19 protein-coding genes and 1 tRNA gene are annotated in these 19,525 nt (G+C 72.6%); 10 read left to right on the top strand and 10 right to left on the bottom strand.

Annotation, left to right across the window (positions count from 1 at the left end):
• Positions 1 to 7 precede the first annotated feature (7 nt).
• From ACN9MM_RS08660 to ACN9MM_RS08650, 3 genes are read right to left on the bottom strand one after another with little or no spacing between them, the layout of a single operon-like run.
• On the bottom strand, positions 8 to 526 hold the full coding sequence (locus tag ACN9MM_RS08660) for an NUDIX domain-containing protein (RefSeq protein ID WP_426363067.1): 519 nt from the start codon (positions 524 to 526) through the stop codon (positions 8 to 10).
• Positions 527 to 538: 12 nt separating this feature from the next.
• Complete coding sequence (locus tag ACN9MM_RS08655; protein WP_426363066.1) at positions 539 to 1,303, bottom strand: glucose 1-dehydrogenase; 765 nt, start codon at positions 1,301 to 1,303, stop codon at positions 539 to 541.
• 24 nt (positions 1,304 to 1,327) lie between these two features.
• Complete coding sequence (locus ACN9MM_RS08650; RefSeq protein ID WP_426363065.1) at positions 1,328 to 1,957, bottom strand: TetR/AcrR family transcriptional regulator; 630 nt, start codon at positions 1,955 to 1,957, stop codon at positions 1,328 to 1,330.
• A 95-nt stretch (positions 1,958 to 2,052) separates the two neighbouring features.
• Between ACN9MM_RS08650 and ACN9MM_RS08645 the strand changes: the two genes are divergently transcribed.
• Together ACN9MM_RS08645 and ACN9MM_RS08640 are read left to right on the top strand one after the other, a co-directional pair.
• Positions 2,053 to 3,708 (top strand): FAD-binding dehydrogenase, encoded by a 1,656-nt coding sequence (locus ACN9MM_RS08645; protein WP_426363064.1) that lies wholly within the window; start codon positions 2,053 to 2,055, stop codon positions 3,706 to 3,708.
• Between the two features lie 85 nt (positions 3,709 to 3,793).
• Positions 3,794 to 4,678: a TIGR03619 family F420-dependent LLM class oxidoreductase gene (locus ACN9MM_RS08640; RefSeq protein ID WP_426363063.1), complete on the top strand. Its 885-nt coding sequence runs from the start codon at positions 3,794 to 3,796 to the stop codon at positions 4,676 to 4,678.
• Positions 4,679 to 4,738: 60 nt separating this feature from the next.
• On the opposite strand, the gene ACN9MM_RS08635 is transcribed toward ACN9MM_RS08640, so the two are convergent.
• Positions 4,739 to 6,136, bottom strand: coding sequence for a GntP family permease (locus ACN9MM_RS08635; protein ID WP_426363062.1), 1,398 nt, complete (start codon positions 6,134 to 6,136; stop codon positions 4,739 to 4,741).
• A gap of 60 nt (positions 6,137 to 6,196) precedes the next feature.
• Complete coding sequence (locus tag ACN9MM_RS08630; protein ID WP_426363061.1) at positions 6,197 to 6,721, bottom strand: gluconokinase; 525 nt, start codon at positions 6,719 to 6,721, stop codon at positions 6,197 to 6,199.
• 157 nt (positions 6,722 to 6,878) lie between these two features.
• Here ACN9MM_RS08630 and ACN9MM_RS08625 point away from each other — a divergent pair, with 157 nt between their 5' ends.
• The 4 genes from ACN9MM_RS08625 (at position 6,879) to ACN9MM_RS08610 (ending at position 11,030) form a co-directional block, all read left to right on the top strand.
• The gene (locus ACN9MM_RS08625; protein ID WP_382861186.1) at positions 6,879 to 7,580 is read left to right on the top strand and encodes a FadR/GntR family transcriptional regulator; all 702 of its coding nucleotides are present in this window, start codon (positions 6,879 to 6,881) and stop codon (positions 7,578 to 7,580) included.
• Between the two features lie 152 nt (positions 7,581 to 7,732).
• Complete coding sequence (locus ACN9MM_RS08620) at positions 7,733 to 9,193, top strand: amino acid permease (protein WP_426363060.1); 1,461 nt, start codon at positions 7,733 to 7,735, stop codon at positions 9,191 to 9,193.
• A gap of 122 nt (positions 9,194 to 9,315) precedes the next feature.
• Positions 9,316 to 10,401: an S-(hydroxymethyl)mycothiol dehydrogenase gene (locus tag ACN9MM_RS08615; RefSeq protein ID WP_382861180.1), complete on the top strand. Its 1,086-nt coding sequence runs from the start codon at positions 9,316 to 9,318 to the stop codon at positions 10,399 to 10,401.
• Positions 10,401 to 11,030 carry an MBL fold metallo-hydrolase gene (locus tag ACN9MM_RS08610; RefSeq protein ID WP_383660929.1) on the top strand — a complete coding sequence of 210 codons (630 nt, stop codon included), beginning with the start codon at positions 10,401 to 10,403 and terminating at the stop codon, positions 11,028 to 11,030. The genes ACN9MM_RS08615 and ACN9MM_RS08610 overlap by 1 nt, the downstream gene beginning before the upstream one ends.
• Here ACN9MM_RS08610 and ACN9MM_RS08605 read toward each other — a convergent pair.
• Positions 11,014 to 11,940, bottom strand: a complete 927-nt coding sequence (locus ACN9MM_RS08605; protein ID WP_426363059.1) for a pseudouridine synthase — start codon at positions 11,938 to 11,940, stop codon at positions 11,014 to 11,016. The two genes, ACN9MM_RS08610 and ACN9MM_RS08605, sit on opposite strands and share 17 nt — an antisense overlap.
• 66 nt (positions 11,941 to 12,006) lie before the next feature.
• Positions 12,007 to 12,094, bottom strand: a tRNA-Leu gene (locus ACN9MM_RS08600).
• 209 nt (positions 12,095 to 12,303) lie between these two features.
• Between ACN9MM_RS08600 and ACN9MM_RS08595 the strand changes: the two genes are divergently transcribed.
• The 3 genes from ACN9MM_RS08595 to ACN9MM_RS08585 all read left to right on the top strand — a co-directional run bounded on the left by ACN9MM_RS08595 (position 12,304) and on the right by ACN9MM_RS08585 (position 14,946).
• Complete coding sequence (locus ACN9MM_RS08595) at positions 12,304 to 13,629, top strand: M20/M25/M40 family metallo-hydrolase (protein ID WP_426363058.1); 1,326 nt, start codon at positions 12,304 to 12,306, stop codon at positions 13,627 to 13,629.
• A gap of 139 nt (positions 13,630 to 13,768) precedes the next feature.
• Complete coding sequence (chpH, locus tag ACN9MM_RS08590; protein WP_318107813.1) at positions 13,769 to 14,002, top strand: chaplin ChpH; 234 nt, start codon at positions 13,769 to 13,771, stop codon at positions 14,000 to 14,002.
• A gap of 140 nt (positions 14,003 to 14,142) precedes the next feature.
• Positions 14,143 to 14,946 carry a chaplin gene (locus ACN9MM_RS08585; protein WP_426363057.1) on the top strand — a complete coding sequence of 268 codons (804 nt, stop codon included), beginning with the start codon at positions 14,143 to 14,145 and terminating at the stop codon, positions 14,944 to 14,946.
• A 79-nt stretch (positions 14,947 to 15,025) separates the two neighbouring features.
• Here the strand turns inward: ACN9MM_RS08585 and ACN9MM_RS08580 are convergent, their stop codons facing one another.
• Positions 15,026 to 15,214 (bottom strand): DUF5703 family protein, encoded by a 189-nt coding sequence (locus ACN9MM_RS08580; RefSeq protein WP_015032473.1) that lies wholly within the window; start codon positions 15,212 to 15,214, stop codon positions 15,026 to 15,028.
• A 47-nt stretch (positions 15,215 to 15,261) separates the two neighbouring features.
• Between ACN9MM_RS08580 and ACN9MM_RS08575 the strand changes: the two genes are divergently transcribed.
• A complete protein-coding gene (locus ACN9MM_RS08575) occupies positions 15,262 to 15,933 on the top strand; it encodes a hypothetical protein (protein WP_426363056.1) in 672 nt (223 codons plus the stop codon).
• Between the two features lie 63 nt (positions 15,934 to 15,996).
• Here ACN9MM_RS08575 and ACN9MM_RS08570 read toward each other — a convergent pair whose 3' ends face one another.
• Positions 15,997 to 18,441 carry a helix-hairpin-helix domain-containing protein gene (locus ACN9MM_RS08570; RefSeq protein ID WP_426363055.1) on the bottom strand — a complete coding sequence of 815 codons (2,445 nt, stop codon included), beginning with the start codon at positions 18,439 to 18,441 and terminating at the stop codon, positions 15,997 to 15,999.
• Positions 18,438 to 19,415, bottom strand: a complete 978-nt coding sequence (locus tag ACN9MM_RS08565) for an aldo/keto reductase (protein WP_426363054.1) — start codon at positions 19,413 to 19,415, stop codon at positions 18,438 to 18,440. The genes ACN9MM_RS08570 and ACN9MM_RS08565 overlap by 4 nt, the downstream gene beginning before the upstream one ends.
• Positions 19,416 to 19,525: the final 110 nt, after the last annotated feature.

Genomic DNA, 19,525 nt, shown 5'->3' with positions numbered 1-19,525 from the left:
CGGTGGATCACCCCGCCGGGTGCGCACCCCGCAGCAGTTCGTACGCGGCGAGCCCGTCCGGTACCCAGTCCCAGGTGCCGAGGCGTTCCTCCAGCTCCCCGTCCGTGAGGAAGCCGTGCCAGGCGACCTCCTCCACCTGCGGCCGCACCGGCAGCTCGCAGCGGACCTCGTAGACCGCCGACCACCACTTCCCGGCCACGCCCCCGGAGTCGTACAGGAACCGCAGCACCGGCACGGGCCGGGGCAGCCCGGACACCCCGAGCTCCTCCTCGGCCTCCCGCAGCGCGGCCTCGTCGTAGGACTCGCCCGCGCCGACGACACCGCCGACGAACATGTCGTACCGGGAGGGGAAGACCAGCTTCGTCGCCGTCCTGCGGTGGACGAAGACCCTGCCCTCGGCGTCCCGGACCCGGACGAAGACGCAGCGATGGATCAGGCCCCGCGCGTACACCTCACCGCGCGGGGCCCGGCCGATCACCCGGTCGTGCTCGTCGACGACGTCGAGGATCTCTTCAGAGGCGCTCATGCGCCCATGAAATCACTGCCCCATGACGTACTTGACGGTCGGACCGGTCGTCCAGCCGCCGTCCACGGCGAGCTCCGCGCCCGTCACGTACGAGGCGGCGTCCGAGAGCAGGAAGACGACCGCGCCCGCGATCTCGTCGGCCTCGCCGACCCGGCCCATCGGCGTGTTCGGGTACTTGCCCTCGCCGCGCTCGATGCCGACGGAGGCGGTCATCGGGGTGTAGGTCATGCCGGGGTGGACGGAGTTGACGCGGATCTTCGCCGTGCCGAGCTCCACCGCGCCGATCTTCGTCAGGCCGCGCACGCCCCACTTGGAGGCGCCGTAGCCGGCGGTCAGGGCCAGGCCCATCAGACCCGCGGCCGAGGAGATGTTGACGATCGAGCCGCCGCCGGCCTCCCTCATCGCCGGGATCGCGGCCTTCATGCCGATGAAGACACCGGTCAGGTTGATGTCGAGGACCTTGCGGAAGTGCTCGACGGACTCGGTCTCCAGGAACGCGCCGGTGGAGATGCCCGCGTTGTTCACCAGGCCGTGCAGCCCGCCGAACTCCGACACGGCGAAGGCGACGGCCGCCGCCCACTCCTCCTCGGAGGTCACGTCGTGGTGGAAGAAGCGGGCCCGCTCGCCGAGCGCCTCCGCCGTGGCCTTGCCGTCCTCGTCGAGCACGTCGGTGATCACGACGTTCGCTCCGGCGGCCACGGCCAGCTTCGCGGCCTCGGCGCCCAGGCCGCGGGCGCCGCCGGTGATGAGCACGGTCTTGCCGGTGAGGTCGTTCATGAGAGGGGGTCCCTTCGGGGTCGTTCAGACGCTCCGGGGCTGTGAGGCCCGGAGAAGCGCGGTGGTGGTCTCGACGAGATCGGCGAGGAAGAGCGGCTCGTCCGTGAGGGGCTCGGCGCCGTCGAGGTACTGCCGGGCCCGGTCCGCCATGGCCGCGCCCACCACGGTCAGCGCCAGGTCGAGGCGCTCCAGGAGTAGCGGCTCGGGGAGCCCGCCGGCGGCCAGCCGGTCCGCGATCCGCTCGATCAGGCGCCAGTGGGCGGTGCCGGCGAGCGTGGGATGGGGGGTGCGGGTGCGGACGCCGCTCTCGTGGCTGAGCTGCGCGGAGATCCGCAGGCAGCGGCGGCCCCGGTCGGTGCGCAGCTCACCGGCCTCGGCGGTGACGAGCGCGGAGACCAGCTGCCGCAGGTCGTCGCCGGCGGCGTCGAGGAGGGGTGCGAGCACCTGTTCCGTACGGGCCTGGCGGCCGGCCATGACCGCGTCGAGAAGTCCGGCGCGCGAGCCGAAGTGGTACTGGACCGCGGAGGGGTTGGCCTGTCCTGCCAGGGCCACGATGTCCCGGAGTTGTGCGCCGTCGACGCCCTGTGCGGCGAAGAGCTCCTCCGCCGCGCGGATCAGTTTCTCCCGGGTCTCGGGTCCCGACGTCCTCGCCATGCGTTCATATTAATGCTCAACATTAGAAAAGTGGAAGACCGGAAGATGCGGGCGGACGGTTGACTCGATACATCCGTGTATCCAAGATGCGGTCCATGTCCTACGACGCTGATGTGATCGTGATCGGGGCGGGCCTCGCCGGCCTCGTCGCCACCGCCGAGCTGGTCGCCGCCGGCCGCACCGTGATCCTGCTCGACCAGGAACCCGAGCAGTCCCTCGGCGGTCAGGCCCACTGGTCCTTCGGCGGGCTGTTCCTCGTCGACTCGCCCGAACAGCGCAGGATGCGCGTCAAGGACAGCCACGCCCTGGCCCTCCAGGACTGGTTCGGCACCGCCGGCTTCGACCGCACCGAGGACCACTGGCCGAGGAAGTGGGCCGAGGCGTACGTCGACTTCGCGGCCGGCGAGAAGCGCGCCTGGCTCCACGCGCGCGGCGTGCGCTTCTTCCCCGTCGTCGGCTGGGCCGAGCGCGGCGGCTACGACGCGAACGGCCACGGCAACTCCGTGCCCCGCTTCCACATCACCTGGGGCACCGGGCCCGGCCTCGTCGCCCCCTTCGAGCGCACGGTCCGCGCGGGCGCCGCCCGCGGCCTCGTCGACCTCCGCTTCCGCCACCGCGTCACCGGACTCGCGCGCACCGCCGGAGCCGTCGACACGGTCTCCGGCGAGATCCTGGCCCCCTCCACGGCCGACCGCGGCACCGCGTCGAGCCGCGAGGTCACGGGAGCCTTCGAACTCCGGGCCCAGGCCGTGATCGTCACCTCCGGCGGCATCGGCGGCAACCACGACCTCGTCCGCGCGCAGTGGCCCGCCCGGCTCGGCACCCCGCCCGCCAAGCTGCTCTCCGGCGTCCCCGCCCACGTCGACGGACTGATGCTCGGCATCGCGGAGAAGGCCGGCGCCCACCACATCAACCGCGACCGGATGTGGCACTACACCGAGGGCATCGAGAACTGGAACCCCATCTGGGCCCGCCACGGCATCCGCATCCTGCCCGGCCCGTCCTCCCTGTGGCTGGACGCGACCGGCAAGCGCCTGCCCGTGCCGCTCTTCCCGGGCTTCGACACCCTCGGCACCCTCGAACACATCACGCGGACCGGCCACGACCACACCTGGTTCGTCCTCGACCAGCGCATCATCGGCAAGGAGTTCGCGCTCTCCGGCTCCGAACAGAACCCCGACCTCACCGGCAAGTCCGTCCGCGACGTCCTCGGCCGCGCCCGCGCCGACGTCCCCGCCCCGGTCCGGGCCTTCATGGACCACGGCGCCGACTTCGTCGTCGAGAACGACCTCTCCGCCCTCGTCCGCGGCATGAACGCCCTCACCGACGAACCCCTGATCGACGAGGCCGCGCTGCGCCGCGAGATCACCGCCCGCGACCGCGAGATCGCCAACCCCTTCACCAAGGACCTCCAGGTCACGGCGATCCGGGGAGCCCGCAAGTACCTGGGCGACAAGCTGATCCGCACGGCGGCGCCGCACCGCATCCTCGACCCGAAGGCGGGCCCGCTGATCGCCGTACGCCTCAACATCCTCACCCGGAAGTCGCTCGGCGGCCTGGAGACCGACCTCGACTCCCGCGTCCTGACGGAGGGCGGCGAACCCCTGGACGGCCTGTACGCGGCGGGGGAGGCGGCGGGCTTCGGCGGCGGCGGGGTCCACGGCTACCGGTCCCTCGAAGGCACCTTCCTGGGCGGCTGCATCTTCTCGGGCCGCGCGGCGGGCCGGGCCGCGGCGCGCGCGGTGGGCTGACGGCGGGTCCGACTCCACGCGTGTGGCGCGCGTCACACGCCGAGCCCTTCGTGTCGCGCGCCGTCCCGCTGTCCAGGATGAGGGCATGGAGATAGGCATCGCACTGCCCCAGTACGGCACCCACGCCCGCGCCGACCGCATCGCGGCCTTCGCGCGGGACGCGGAGGACGCCGGGTTCGACTCGTTCTGGGTGGGCGACCGCGCCCTGACCCCGGTCGCCCCCAGCGACATCTATCCCGGGTACACGCCGGAGAACCCGTACCCCCACCAGTACAAGACCTTCCTCGACCCGCTGACCGTGCTCACCGTCGCCGCCGGCGCGACCTCCCGCGCCCGGCTCGGCATGAGCACCCTCAACGGACCGTGGTATCCGCCGGCCCTGCTCGCCCGCTCCCTGACCTCGCTCGACCAGGTCAGCGGCGGGCGTCTCGACGTCGGTCTCGGCATCGGCTGGCTGCGGGACGAGTACACCGCCGTCGGCGCCGACTTCGGCCGGCGCGGCGCCCTCCTCGACGAACTCCTCGACGTCCTGGGCGGCATCTGGTCGCAGGAGGAGTTCGGCCACGAGGGGCCCCGCTGGACGATCCCCGTCTCGTACGTCGGCCTCCGCCCCGTCCAGCCCGCCGGACCGCCCGTCTACCTCGGCGGCTTCAGCCCGGCCGCCCTGCGCCGGGTCGGCCGCCGGGCCGCCGGCTGGGTCGGCGCCGTCCTGCCGCCCGGAGCGGCCGAGGGCCTGTGGGACGTGGCCCGGCGCGCCGCCGAGGAGGCGGGCCGGGACCCGGGCGCGCTGCGCCGGCAGATCCGCTTCAACCCCGCCCCCGGCGCCACGGCGGACACGATCGCCGGCGTGCTCTCCGGCGTGCGCGACACCGGCGCCGACGGCTGCTTCGTCGACCTCCAGCAGTCGGTCGACTCGCCGGGCGAGGCCCTGGAGCTCGGGGTGAAGGTCCTGGGTCTGCTGCGGGGCTGAGCACGGCGGAAGGGCCCCGGACGTCCGACGTCCGGGGCCCCTCCGCAGGTCCGGGACCCGCTACAGCACCAGCGACAGCAGCAGCACGCACACGATGCCGACGACCGAGATGATCGTCTCCATCACCGACCAGGTCTTGATCGTCTGGCCGACGTCCATGCCGAAGTACTCCTTCACCAGCCAGAACCCGGCGTCGTTGACGTGGCTGAAGAAGAGCGAACCGGCACCGACGGCGAGGACGAGCAGCGAGACCTCGCCGGTCGACATGCCCTCGGCGAGCGGGGCCACCAGGCCGGCGGCCGAGATCGTCGCCACCGTGGCCGAACCGGTCGCGAGCCGGATCGCGACGGCGATCAGCCAGGCGAGCAGCAGGGCCGGGATCGACCAGTTCTTCGAGAAGTCGAGGATCATCTGCCCGACGCCGATGTCGATCAGGGTCTGCTTGAAGCCGCCGCCCGCGCCGACGATCAGCAGGATGCCGGCGATGGGAGCGAGGGACTTCTCGACGGTCGAGTTCAGCCGCTCCTTGGTGAAGCCGGCCGCGCGACCCAGCGTGAACATCCCGACCATGACGGCCGCGAGCAGGGCGATCAGCGGGGATCCTATGACGTCGGTGACCTTCTGCACGCCGTTCTCGGGGTCGTCGACCACGATGTCGACGAGCGCCTTGACCAGCATCAGGACGACGGGCAGCAGGATGGTCGCGACGGTGGCGCCGAAGCCGGGGCGCTTCTCCAGGTCCTCGGAGGGACGCGACGGGATCATGTTCTCCGGGGCCTGGATGTCCACCCAGCGGGCCGCGTACCTGGAGAAGACCGGACCGGCGATGATCACGGTCGGTATCGCGACGACCAGGCCGAGCGCGAGGGTCACGCCCAGGTTGGCGCCGACGGCGTCGATCGCGACGAGCGGGCCGGGGTGCGGCGGGATGAGGCCGTGCATCACGGACAGGCCGGCCAGGGCCGGGATGCCGATCCGCATCAGCGAGTAGTTGCCGCGCTTGGCGACCATCAGCACCACCGGGATCAGCAGCACGATGCCGACCTCGAAGAACAGCGGCAGACCGATCACGGAGGCGATCAGGACCATCGCCCACGGCATGGCCCGCTTGCCGGTCCTCGCCAGGATCGTGTCCACGATCTGGTCGGCGCCGCCGGAGTCGGCGAGCAGCTTGCCGAGGATCGCGCCGAGCGCGATGAGCACGCCCACGCCGGCGACCGTGTTGCCGAGTCCGGTGCTGAACGACTTGATGGTGTCCGCGAGCGGGGCACCCGCGAACGCGCCGAGCGCCAGCGACCCGATGGTCAGCGCCAGGAACGCGTGCAGCTTGAACTTGGTGATGAGCAGGACGATGACGGCGATGCCGGCGAGCACGGCGATCCCGAGCTGGGCGTTGCCTGCCGAGGTGATCGGTTCGGCGGCGTCCGCTGCCAGGGTCTCGACGCTGAGACTGGTCACGGTGGTGTCCTTCGTACGGGCAGGAAGAGGGGGGCGGGGGTACGGGGGTGCGGCGGAGGGTCAGCCGGCCAGGCCGCGCAGGGCGGCGACGGCGCGGACGGTGATCTCCTCCGGGGTGCCGGAGACGTCGACGGCGACGCCGGCCTCGTCCTCCTGCAGCGGCTGCAGGGTGGCGAACTGGGAGTCGAGGAGCGCGGTGGGCATGAAATGGCCCTGGCGTGCGGCCATCCGCCCCTCGATGAGCTCCCGGTCACCGGTCAGATGCAGGAAGACGACCCCGGGCGCGGCGGCACGCAGCCGGTCCCGGTACAGCCGCTTCAGCGCGGAGCTGCTCACCACCCCGCCGAGCCCGGCCCGGCCGTGCGCCCACTCCCCGATGGCGTCGAGCCACGGCCCCCGGTCCCTGTCGTCCAGCGGGGTGCCGGCCGACATCTTGGCGACGTTGGCCGCCGGGTGGAAGTCGTCGCCCTCGGCGTACGGAAGGCCGAGCGCCTCCGCGACCAGCGGACCGATGGTGGTCTTGCCGGTCCCGGCGACGCCCATCACGACGACGACCGGGGGAGCGGAGTGGGGGGTGGTGCTCATGGGGGGTGCCTCGCTGTCTTCATCGACATCGATTCGGTGAATCCGTCGCGCTCATGAAACCCATTGGGTACGACGTATTCAAGAGCCTGTGACATAAAAGTCGTACTTTTCATTCCCGGGTGTGATCACACGCGCCCGCGCGCATAGGCTGATCGCCATGACGACACCGGCCCAGGGACTCCACTCGCACGTCCTGGCCACCCTGGGTCTCGCGATCACCGCCGGGGAGTACCCGCCGGGCACCGTGCTGCGCACCGACGAGCTCGCCCAGCGCTTCGACGTCTCACGGACCGTCGTCCGCGAGGTCGTCCGCGTCCTGGAGTCGATGCACCTCGTCGAGTCCCGCCGCCGCGTCGGCGTGACCGTGCTCCCCACGGCCAGCTGGAACGTGTACGACCCCCAGGTCATCCGCTGGCGGCTCGCCGGCGCCGACCGCCCCCGCCAGCTCCGCTCGCTCACCGTGCTCCGCTCGGCCGTCGAACCGGTCGCCGCCGGCCTGGCCGCCCTGAACGCCACCCCCGAGCAGTGCCGCGAGCTCACCGAGCAGGCCCTCGGCATGGTCGCCACCTCGCGCGGCCGGCGCCTGGAGGAGTACCTCGTCCACGACGTCGCCTTCCACCGGGTCGTGCTCAACGCCTCCGGCAACGAGATGTTCGCCCGCCTCGGCGACGTCGTCGCCGAGGTCCTCACCGGCCGCACCCACCACCACGTGATGTTCGAGGACCCCGACCCGGCCGCCGTCACCCTCCACGTCCAGGTCGCCGAGGCCGTGCGGGAGCGGGACGCGGCCCGCGCCGAGGAGCTCACCCGCCAGATCGCGGTCGGCGCCCTCCAGGAACTGGACGTATTGGCGCCGTAAAGCTCTGAACTAGCTCAAATATGGGCGTTCAGTGACATGCGCCACAGTCTGTCGGCGCCATTGCCGTGAGGATGTGCGCTGGCCGTGCCGGGGACACCCCCGTCAGGTACGGCCGGGTACCGCACTGCCCCCTCACGAAGGCGAACAACTCCATGACTGACCGCGTCACCGCGGCCGAGCCGCTGTCCGCCGCCCCGGCGAACCCGGCCGCCGTCCCCCACGTCGACGCAGGCGACGCCGGATACCGCAAGGACCTCAAGTCCCGGCACATCAACATGATCGCCATCGGCGGCGCCATCGGCACCGGCCTCTTCCTGGGCGCCGGCGGCCGGATGTCCCAGGCCGGCCCGTCCCTCTTCATCGCCTACGCGGTCTGCGGCGTCTTCGCCTTCTTCGTGGTGCGCGCCCTCGGCGAGCTGGTGCTCTACCGCCCCTCCTCCGGCGCCTTCGTCTCCTACGCCCGTGAGTTCATGGGCGAGAAGGGTGCCTACACGGCCGGCTGGCTGTACTTCCTCAACTGGTCGACCACCGCCGTCGCCGACATCACCGCGGCTGCCACCTACGCCCACTTCTGGGCCATGTTCAGCGACGTCCCGCAGTGGGTCCTCGCCCTGATCGCCCTCGCGGTCGTCCTCGCCGCCAACCTCATCTCCGTGAAGTACTTCGGCGAGATGGAGTTCTGGTTCGCGATCATCAAGGTCGCCGCCCTCGTCGCCTTCATGCTCGTCGGCATCTTCCTCGTCGTCACCTCGCACGACGTCGGCGGCCACACCCCCGGCCTCGCCAACATCACCGAGAACGGCGGCATCTTCCCCCAGGGCACGATGCCGATGCTGCTGCTCATCCAGGGCGTCGTCTTCGCCTACGCCTCCGTCGAACTCTGCGGCGTCGCCGCCGGTGAGACCGAGAACCCCGAGAAGATCATGCCGAAGGCGATCAACTCGATCATGTGGCGCGTGGGCCTCTTCTACGTCGGCTCCGTGATCCTGCTCGCGCTGATCCTCCCGTACACCGCGTACTCCGGCGACCAGAGCCCCTTCGTCACCGTCTTCGACAAGCTGGGCATCCCCGGCGCCGCCGGCGTGATGAACCTCGTCGTCCTCACCGCCGCCCTCTCCAGCCTCAACTCCGGCCTGTACTCCACCGGCCGCATCCTGCGCTCCATGTCGCTCGCCGGCTCCGCCCCCAAGTTCACCGGAGTCATGAACCGCGGCGGCGTGCCCTACGGCGGCATCCTGCTCACCGCCGGCTTCGGCGTCCTCGGCGTCGCCCTCAACTACGTCATGCCCGGCGAGGCCTTCGAGCTCGTCCTCAACTTCGCCTCCATCGGCATCATCGGCACCTGGGCCATGATCATGGTCTGCTCGCTGCTCTTCTGGCGCAGCGCCAAGGCCGGCAGGGTCACCCGCCCCGGCTACAACCTGCCCTGGGCCCCGTACACCCAGATCGTCACCCTGGGCTTCCTCGCCTCCGTCCTCGTCCTGATGTGGATGGACGGCGGCATCAGCCGCACGACCGTGAACTGCCTGCCGCTCATCGCGGCCGCGCTCACCGGCGGTTGGTTCCTGGTCCGCCGGCGGGTCCGCGCGACCTCCGCGGCACACCAGGACTGAGACTCCCCCCACGGGAGAAGGTGGTCCCCCGCAGGCACGGCCTGCGGGGGACTCGCCTTTTGTCAGGAGATAGTGGTACGCAAGAGCCTTACAAGATCCGGTCGCAGGAAGGGAAGTTCACGATGCCGCAGCACGTCCAGGGGGTCATCGCCCCGGGCAGGAACGAACCGGTACGCGTGGAGACCATCGTGATCCCCGACCCCGGCCCCGGCGAGGCGGTCGTGAAGATCCAGGCCTGCGGCGTCTGTCACACCGATCTCCACTACAAGCAGGGCGCGATCAACGACGAGTTCCCCTTCCTGCTCGGCCACGAGGCCGCGGGAATCGTCGAGTCCGTCGGCGAGGGCGTCACCGACGTCGCCCCCGGCGACTTCGTGATCCTCAACTGGCGCGCCGTCTGCGGCACCTGCCGCGCCTGCCTGCGCGGCCGCCCCTGGTACTGCTTCGCCACCCACAACGCGAAGCAGCGGATGACCCTGCTCGACGGCACGGAGCTCTCCCCGGCCCTCGGCATCGGCGCCTTCGCCGAGAAGACCCTCGTCGCCTCCGGTCAGTGCACCAAGGTCGACCCGGCCGTCGCCCCCGAGGTCGCGGGCCTCCTCGGCTGCGGCGTGATGGCCGGCATCGGCGCCGCGATCAACACCGGAAACGTCGGCCGCGGCGACACCGTCGCCGTCATCGGCTGCGGCGGCGTCGGCGACGCGGCCGTCGTCGGCGCCCGCCTCGCCGGAGCCGCGAAGATCATCGCCGTCGACATCGACGACCGGAAGCTGGACAAGGCCCGCGAGATGGGCGCCACCCACACGGTCAACTCCCGCACCGCCGACGCCGTCGAGGCGATCCGCGAACTCACCGGCGGCTTCGGCGCCGACGTCGTCATCGAGGCCGTCGGCCGCCCGGAGACGTACGAGCAGGCCTTCTACGCCCGCGACCTGGCCGGCACCGTCGTCCTCGTCGGCGTCCCCAGCCCCGAGATGAAGCTCGAACTCCCCCTCCTCGACGTCTTCGGCCGCGGCGGCTCCCTCAAGTCCTCCTGGTACGGGGACTGCCTGCCGTCCCGCGACTTCCCGATGCTCATCGACCTGCACCAGCAGGGCCGCATCGACCTCGCCGCCTTCGTCACCGAGACCATCGGCCTCGGCGACGTCGAGAAGGCCTTCGCCCGCATGCACGAGGGCGACGTCCTCCGCTCGGTGGTGGTCCTCTGATGGCCGCCCGCATCGACCACCTCGTCACCTCGGGCACCTTCAGCCTCGACGGCGGCACCTGGGACGTCGACAACAACGTCTGGATCGTCGGCGACGACACCGAGGCCATCGTCATCGACGCCGCCCACGACGCCGAGGCGATCCTCGCCGCCCTCGACGGCCGCGCCCTGCGCGCCATCGTCTGCACCCACGCCCACGACGACCACATCGACGCCGCCCCGGCCCTCGCGGCCGCCACCGGTGCCCGCATCCTGCTCCACCCGGCCGACCAGCCGCTGTGGAAGCTCACCCACCCCGACCACAGCCCCGACGGCGAGCTCGCCGACGGGCAGGTCCTCACCATCGCCGGCACGGACCTCACGGTCCTCCACACCCCGGGTCACGCCCCGGGGGCGGTCTCCCTGTACGCCCCCGAGCTGGGCACCGTCTTCACCGGAGACACCCTCTTCCAGGGCGGCCCCGGCGCGACCGGCCGGTCCTACTCGGACTTCCCGACGATCGTCGACTCGATCCGCGAGCGGCTCCTCGGCCTGCCCGCGGAGACGGTCGTGCGCACCGGCCACGGCGACACCACCACGATCGGTGCCGAGGCGCCGCACCTGGAGGAATGGATCAAGCGGGGCCACTGAGCCGCAGCCGGCTCTCGAACCCCAGGGCGTGACCCGTGAACGGGTCGGTGAACTCCAGCGTCCGCGCGAGCAGTCGCAGCGGACGCGAGAAGTCCTCCGGCCCGTCCTCGCGCACCACCGGATACACCGGATCGTCGAGGATCGGCAGCCCCAGGCGGTTCATGTGCACCCGGAGCTGGTGGGTCCGCCCGGTCACGGGCACCAGCCGGTACCGCCCGAGCCCGCCGGCGTGGCCCAGCAGCTCGATCCGGCTCTCGGCGTTCGGCTCGCCCGGCACCTCCCGGGCGGCCATCACCCCGCGCTCCTTCTCGATCCGGCTCCGTACGGTCACCGGCAGCTCCACCGCCGGGTCGTACGGCGCCACCGCCTCGTACTCCTTGCGCACCACACGGTCCCGGAACAGCGTCTGATACGCCCCCCGGTCCTCCTCCCGCACCACGAACAGCACGAGCCCCGCCGTCAGCCGGTCCAGCCGGTGCGCGGGCTGAAGGTGCGGAAGCCCCAGGTCACGCCGGAGCCGGGCGAGCGCGGTCTCGGTCACGTGCCGCCCGCGCGGCATCGTGGCGAGGAAATGCGGCTTGTCGGCCACCACGATCCGCTCGTCCCGGTGCACGACCCCGATCGAGAAGGGCACCGGCGTCTCGGCGGGAAAGTCCCGGTGGAACCAGAGGTACCGCCCCGCGACGTACGGCTCGTCCCCGTCGACGGGCCCGTCGATCCCGACGAACCGCCCGTCCCGCAGCATCTCCTCGACCCGCCCGACCCCGACGGCACCCCCGTACCGTTCGACCAGGTACTCCCGGACGGTGGCCCGGCCCCCCTCGGGATCCTCCGGCAGCCGCACGCGCACGGGGTCGATCCCCTGGCGCTGCGGGAGGGGCGAAGAGGGGCCCTTGGATCTGCGTCGCACCGGTCCTACCGCCGTGAGTCCTGCTGCCGCAACAAGAAAGACCCCACATGATGTGGGGTCTTTCGCTGGTGTCCGAGGGGGGACTTGAACCCCCACGCCCGATAAAGGGCACTAGCACCTCAAGCTAGCGCGTCTGCCATTCCGCCACCCGGACAAGGTGTCTGTCTTCCTGGCCGCTGGGCCCTTCCGACGAGGAAAACCATAGCAAACATTCGGAGCGGTCGATCACCACTCCCGGTGACCCCCCGGGCATGTGACAGCAGCATGTCGGCCGGCCGGCACCCTTGGGCGCCGAGGGGGCCACGCGGGAGGATGGGGGAGATCACCAGGAAGCACGTGGGGCACGTAGTGGGAGGAAGCAGCGTGAGCGAGTCGAACACGGCCCGGAACGTCAGCGGCGAGGACGAGGTGGTGGACCTCTGTCGCGACCTCATCCGCATCGACACCAGCAACTACGGCGACCACTCCGGCCCGGGCGAGCGGGCGGCGGCCGAGTACGTCGCCGAGAAGCTCGCGGAGGTCGGCCTTGAGCCGAAGATCATCGAGTCGCACAAGGGGCGGGCCTCCACCGTCGCCCGGATCGAGGGCGAGGACCCGTCGCGTCCGGCCCTGCTCATCCACGGCCACACCGACGTCGTCCCGGCCAACGCCGAGGACTGGACCCACCACCCCTTCTCCGGAGAGATCGCCGACGGCTGCGTCTGGGGCCGCGGGGCCGTCGACATGAAGGACATGGACGCGATGACCCTCGCGGTCGTCCGGGACCGGCTGCGCAGCGGCCGCAAGCCCCCGCGTGACATCGTCCTCGCCTTCCTCGCCGACGAGGAGGCCGGCGGCACCTACGGTGCCCGGCACCTGGTCGACAAGCACCGCGACCTCTTCGACGGCGTCACGGAGGCGATCGGCGAGGTCGGCGGCTTCTCCTTCACCGTCAACGAGAACCTGCGGCTCTACCTGGTCGAGACGGCCCAGAAGGGCATGCACTGGATGCGGCTGACCGTCGAGGGCACCGCGGGCCACGGTTCCATGACCAACGACGACAACGCCATCACGGAGCTCTGCGAGGCCGTGGGCCGCCTCGGCCGCCACCAGTGGCCCGTCAGGGTCACCAAGACCGTGCGGTCCTTCCTCGACGAGCTCTCGGACGCCCTGGGCACCCCGCTCGACCCCGAGGACATGGACGGCACCCTCGCCAAGCTCGGCGGCATCGCCAAGATGGTCGGCGCCACCCTCCGCAACTCGGCCGCCCCGACGATGCTCGGCGCCGGCTACAAGGTGAACGTGATCCCCGGCCAGGCCACGGCGCACGTCGACGGCCGCTTCCTGCCCGGCTACGAGCAGGAGTTCCTCGCCGACCTCGACCGGATCCTCGGCCCCCGCGTGAAGCGCGAGGACGTGCACGGCGACAAGGCCCTGGAGACCAGCTTCGACGGCGCCCTGGTGGACGCCATGCAGCTGGCGCTGCGCGCCGAGGACCCGATCGCCCGCGCCGTGCCGTACATGCTCTCCGGCGGCACCGACGCCAAGTCCTTCGACGACCTCGGCATCCGCTGCTTCGGCTTCGCGCCGCTCCAGCTGCCGCCGGAGCTCGACTTCGCCGGCATGTTCCACGGCGTGGACGAGCGGGTCCCGGTGGACGGCCTCACGTTCGGCGTCCGCGTCCTGGACCGCTTCCTCGACGCCTGCTGAGGACCCTTCGAATTCGTCCGCGCGTTTGCATGTGACCGGAAAGAGTGAATGAACTCGGGCGCTCGTAGCCCCCACCATTCCCCCTCGTTACAGGTGATGCGGTCCGCGGCTGGGGCCGCATTGCCAACTAGGAGGAATAATGATCAAGAAGGTCGTCGCTGCTGCGGCTGCCACCGGTGGTCTCGTTCTCGCGGGTGCGGGCATGGCCGTTGCCGACGCGGGTGCCCAGGGTGCCGCCATCGGTTCCCCCGGCGTGCTCTCGGGCAACGTCGTCCAGGTGCCGGTTCACGTCCCCGTGAACGTGTGCGGCAACACGGTCTCCGTGATCGGCCTGCTGAACCCCACCTTCGGCAACACCTGCGTCAACGCCTGACGTTGTGCCTCGCCCCGTGAGGGTGTGAGCCGGTCCGGCCCCGGAGTGCGTGCCATGCACTCCGGGGCCGGTGGCCATTTCCGCCCCGGGCCGACCGCCCGGTGGCGCTCTTTCGAAGCCGAGCAGGCAGGGAACAAGCTATGCGACAGGTCACGCGCAAGGGCCTCATCAGCGTCGCGGCCGCCGGAGGCGTTTTCGCCGCCGTCGGCGGCGGATATGCGCACGCCGATTCCGGCGCGAACGGTACGGCCATGAATTCCCCGGGCGTCGCGTCCGGAAATTCCGTCCAGGTCCCGGTGCACGTACCGGTGAACGCCTGCGGAAACACCGTCAACGTCGTCGGAGTGCTGAATCCGGCCTTCGCCAACAAATGCGCCAACACCTCCCCCCACGGCGGCGGCTCGTCCGCCGGGGGACACACGAGCAACTCCCCGGGCGTGGGCTCCGGCAACAACGTCCAGGTGCCGGTCGACGTCCCGGTGAACGTGTGCGGCAACGGCGTCACGGGCGTGGGCCTGGGCAACGCCGTCACGGGCAACGACTGCGGGAACGGCGGGAGCGGCGGGGACACGGGGTACGGCGAGGAGGGGCCGGGTACGCCCGGGACCCCCGGCACTCCGGGGACCCCTGGTACGCCCGGTACGCCTGGGACCCCGGGTACGCCCGGGACTCCGGGAACCCCGGGTACGCCGGGGACTCCCGGTACTCCGGGAACGCCTGGTACTCCCGGTACTCCCGGTACTCCCGGTACTCCGGGTACCCCCGGCACCCCCGGCGGTGAGCACGGGCCGAACACTCCGGGTGCGCACGGCGTCACTCCGCCCCGTGCCGTCGAGGAGCTCGCCGAGACCGGTTCCGGTCCGCTCGGCGTGATCGTCCCCGCCGGTGCCGGGCTGCTGCTCGCCGGCTCGCTGATCTACCGCCGCGCCCGCAGCGCCGCCTGATCCGCGCCGGTCACGCACCACGCACAGGGGCCCCGCACACCGCGGGGCCCCTTCGCATGCGTCCGTCGTCCCGTTCCCGCTACCAGGTCGCCCTGACCTGGCGGATGATCCGCCGCTTCAACCGCACTCTGCGGCTCCCGTCCCGGTGCAGGCTCAGACGGTCCAACTCCCAGTGTCCGTACTCGGCATGGTCGGTCAGCAGCCGCGTCGCCTCCTTGCGGGAGACACCGCGCGGCACGTACACATCGACAAATTCGTATTCCGGCATCGCATCTATTGTGCGGGCACCGGCCCGGTACGGATAGCGTCTGTCCCATGTCTGATGCTGCGCAGCCCACCGCTGCCGAGGTACGTGCCGCCGCCGAGGCGGTCAAAGCCGCACTGGACCGTCACCTCGCGGCGGTCGAACGCCGCACGGGAGACGACGACACGGCCGTCTACGAAGCCTTCAACGCCCTCGCCACGGCGGCCGAGGCGTACGACGAACTCCTCTACGACCGCTACGACGAGGTCACCCCCTTCGAGATCCCCGGAGCCGACGGCAACCTGCCGCCGTACACCGGACCTGATGAACCCCACGCCGTCAGCCTCCTGATCCGCCGCGACTACGCCGTCGCCGAACCGCAACGCCTGCTCGCCCAGGCCCGCCGCGTCGCCGAGCTCGGCGACGCGGCGGACACCGAGGAGGCCGCCAAGGCCGGCGTCTCGCCGCTCGCCGCGCTCGGCGTGCTCTTCGGCGAGTACGAACCGGACGAGATCGCCTCCCGACACAAGGAGTTCGGCCTGGAGGAGGGCGACTCCACGCTCTGGGTCACCGCCGCCGAGGAGCTCCCGGAACCGGGGGAGTGGCTGAGCGCCCCCTTCGACCACGCCGACCCCGAGCGGATCGTCTGCCGCTTCGACGTCAGTTCGGTCTTCGACGAGGACGAGGACGAGGAGGACGGGGACGAGCCCGTGGCCGCGTCGGCCGGCGGCGCGGACGCCTGACGGGACGCGGGAGGGCCCGGACACCACCGGTGGTGTCCGGGCCCTCCGTGCGCACGCCTCGCCCTACTCCTCGTCGGGGGCGAGCAGCCCCTCCAGGAGCGGCTGCAGGCGCGTCGTGCGCTCCGGGGCCACCCCCTCGGCCACCGCGCGGGCCAGCGCCTGGTCGACGCCGTGCACGACCGACAGATGGCGCTCCGCCCGCCCGAAGGCCGTGTACACCCACGGCCGGCTCAGACCGCCCGCCGCGTCCCCGGGCAGCACCACGACCACCGCGGGCCAGCGCGCCCCGGCCGCCTGGTGCGCGGTGAGCGCCCAGCCGTGCCGCAGCGCCGACTCCACCCGCTCCCTCGGTACGAGGAGCTCGTCGTCCCCGCAGCGCAGCCGCAGCCCCTCGGCGTCGGCCGACAGGACCGTGCCCGTCACCGTGCGGCCCGGCGCGGGCGCGTACGCCACCCGGTCCCCGGGGTCGTAGCCGCCGAACCGGCCCGGTCCGGGGTTCAGCCGCTGCTTGAGGGCGGCGTTCAGCGCGCGCGTACCGGCCGAGCCGCCGTGGCCGACCGTGACGACCTGCGTCTGCTCGGACGGAATCCCGATCGCCCGGGGCACCGAGTCCGCCACCAGCTGGACCGTACGGTGCACGGCCTCGCCCGCGTCCCGCACCGGGACGATCACGATCTCCTTGCCGGGCGCCTCGACCTGGTTCAGCTCGCCGACGCCGATGCCCGACACCAGCTCGCCGAGCGGGCCCGGGTCGGGGACGCGGGACGCGACCCTCGGGCACACCCGGGCCGCGAGCACGTCCGCGAAGACCCGGCCCGCGCCCGGCGCGCCGAGCACCTCCGGGTCCCCGCTCAGCACCATCCGGCACCCGTCGGGCAGCGACTCCACGAGCATCGCGCCGGTCTCCACGTCCAGCTGCGGCGCGTCGAGGACCACGAGCAGGTCGAGCTCGAAGGCCCCGTCCTCGTCCCGCCCGGGACCGGCCGCGCCGGACAGCAGGGCGGCGACCGTCACGGCGTCCGCGCCCGCGGCACGGCGCCCGCTGTCCGCGTGGACGGCGACCAGGGTGCGCAGCCCGCGCTCCCGGGCCGCCGCGGCTAGCGCCACCGGCTCGGCGCGGGAGGCCTCGCCGCCGGTGTGCAGGACGAGGCCGTGCGCCCCGGCGGCGCGCTCCAGCTCGCCGCCCTCCCACGTGTCGGCCGTCGCCGTCCTCACCAGCCGGGCGAGACCGTCCGCGAGGCTCTCCTCCGCCAGCGCGTACCGGTCGAGTCCGAGCAGCACGGGCGCGGCGGGCTCCTGCTCCGCGGCGGGCGCGGCCGCGTCCTCCTCGGCTTCGTCCTCGGGCTCCTGTGCCGTCTCCTCCTCCTGGAAGACGAGGACCGCGGCCTCGGAGACCGCCGTCTCGACGGCCTCCTCCGGGTCGGGCACCGCGTGCCCGGCGAGTCCCGCGCGCACGGCCCCGATCTCCAGGGCCGTGTGCCCCTGGAGGGCGGCCCGCTCCAGGAGCCACACGGTCAGGGCGACCGCGCGGCGGGGGTCGCCGGGGCCGCACGCGGGGCCGAGCAGCGCCCGTGCGAACCCGTCGGCCTGCTCCGGCCGGACCCCGGCCACCGCGAGCAGCTGCCACGGGTCCTCGCGGAGCACCGCGGCCGCGCCCTCGCCGAGCGCGGCGGCGACCTGCTCGGCCAGCGCCTCCGGGGCCCCGCCCTCGGCGAGGACCTCGCGGACGGCGGCCGTCGTGCCGGGCGCCGGGGCCGCGGGCCGCTCCGGTGCGGGGGGCCGCACGGTCATCGCCGGGGCGGTCTCGGCGGCGGGGCGGCGGGGGGCGGGCTCGGGGGCCTCGTAGAACGTGCTGCCGGAGGAGGTGCCGCCCTCCACGGCCCGGACGGCCGCGAGGAGGTCGGCGGCGGTGCCGCTCAGCTTGGCGCCGCTCGTGAGGGGGCCGCTCTTCTCGGCCTTGCGGGCCGCGATCTTCGCCCGCAGCTCCCGCTGCGCGGCGAGCTCGGCCTGAGCGTCACTCAACCCGGGCGCGTCGCCCCCGTCACCGGCCTGCGCCGCCGCGGCGTCGCTGACCTGGTCGCCGGCGCCGGCCGCCTGGTCGCCGGCCGCCTGGTCGCCGGCGGCGGACTCCTCGCCGGTGCCGGGCTCCTCGGCCGCGCTCGGTCCCTCGGTGGTGCCGGGCTGCTCGCCCGCGCTGGGCGTTTCGGTGGTGCCGGGCTCCTCGGCCGCGCTCGGTCCCTCGGCGGTGCCGGGCTCCTCGGCCGCGCTCGGTCCCTCGGCGGTAACGGGCTGCTCGGCCGCGTCCGGGCCCTCGGTGGAGCCGTGTCCCTCGGCCGCGCCCGGTTCCCCGGTGGTGTCCGGCTCCTCGGCCCGGCCCGGCTCCTCGGACGGCTTCGGGTCTTCGGGCGCTTCGGGGGCCTGGGTCGGAGCCCCGGTGGCTTCCTCCCGCAGGTCCTCGGCGGCGGGCTCCACGGCCTCGGGCGCGGTCTCCCCGGAAGGCTCGGTCACAAGGTGCTCCAGTCGTGATCCGGATAGCGGTGCACGGGCGCCGACACATCGTCCAGCGCCCGACAGATCTCGTCAGGAAGACTAAGCGCCTCCACTGACAACGCGGCCGCGAGCTGCCGCGCCGTGCGCGCGCCGACGATCGGCGCGGTCACCCCGGGCCGGTCGCGGACCCAGGCGAGCGCCACATGGAGCGGGGTCGTCGCGAGCCCGTCGGCCGCCGTCGCCACCGCGTCCACGATCCGGCTCGCCGCCTCGTCGAGGTACGGCTCCACGAAGGGCGCCATCGTCTCGGAGGCGCCCCGCGAGTCCGTCGGCGTGCCGCTGCGGTACTTCCCCGTCAGGACCCCGCGCCCCAGCGGAGAGGAGGGCAGCAGGCCTATGCCGAGGTCCCGCGCGGCCGGCAGCACCTCCCGTTCGACGCCCCGCTGGAGCAGCGAGTACTCCAGCTGGGCCCCGGCGAGCCGGGTCCGGTCGCCGCCGAGCTGCCAGGTGCCGGCCTTGGCGAGCTGCCAGCCGCAGAAGTTGGCCACGCCCGCGTACCGCGCCCGGCCGCTGCGTACGGCGATGTCGAGGGCCTGGAGCGACTCCTCCAGCGGCGTGTACGGGTCGAAGGCGTGCAGCTGCCACAGGTCCACGTGGTCGGTGCCCAGGCGGGCGAGGGAGGCGTCGAGCGCGGCGAGCAGGTGCCCGCGCGAGCCGTCCGTGCGCCGGTCGGGGTCCGGGACGCTGCCCGCCTTCGTGGACAGGACGAGGTCCTGCCGGGGCACCAGGCGCTCCATCAGGCGCCCGAGCAGGTACTCCGCCTCGCCCCCGCCGTACACGTCGGCGGTGTCCACGAGCGTGCCGCCCGCGTCCCAGAACGACTTCAACTGCTCGGCGGCGTCGTGCTCGTCGGTGCCCCGGCCCCAGGTGAGGGTGCCGAGTCCGATGCGCGACACACGCAGGCCGGTACGTCCGAGATGCCTCTGCTCCATGGGCGCGAGAGTACTGGCCAGGGCACCACGCGGAGAGAGCCTGTGGACAACCGCGTCCTGACGGATGGCCCACGTGCGCGCTAGAGTCCGCCCCAAGTGACGTTACCGAT

Origin of the sequence: Streptomyces sp. E-08 (assembly GCF_049913095.1) — a bacterium.
Lineage (GTDB): Bacteria > Actinomycetota > Actinomycetes > Streptomycetales > Streptomycetaceae > Streptomyces.
This window is presented reverse-complemented; position numbering and strand designations above follow the sequence as displayed.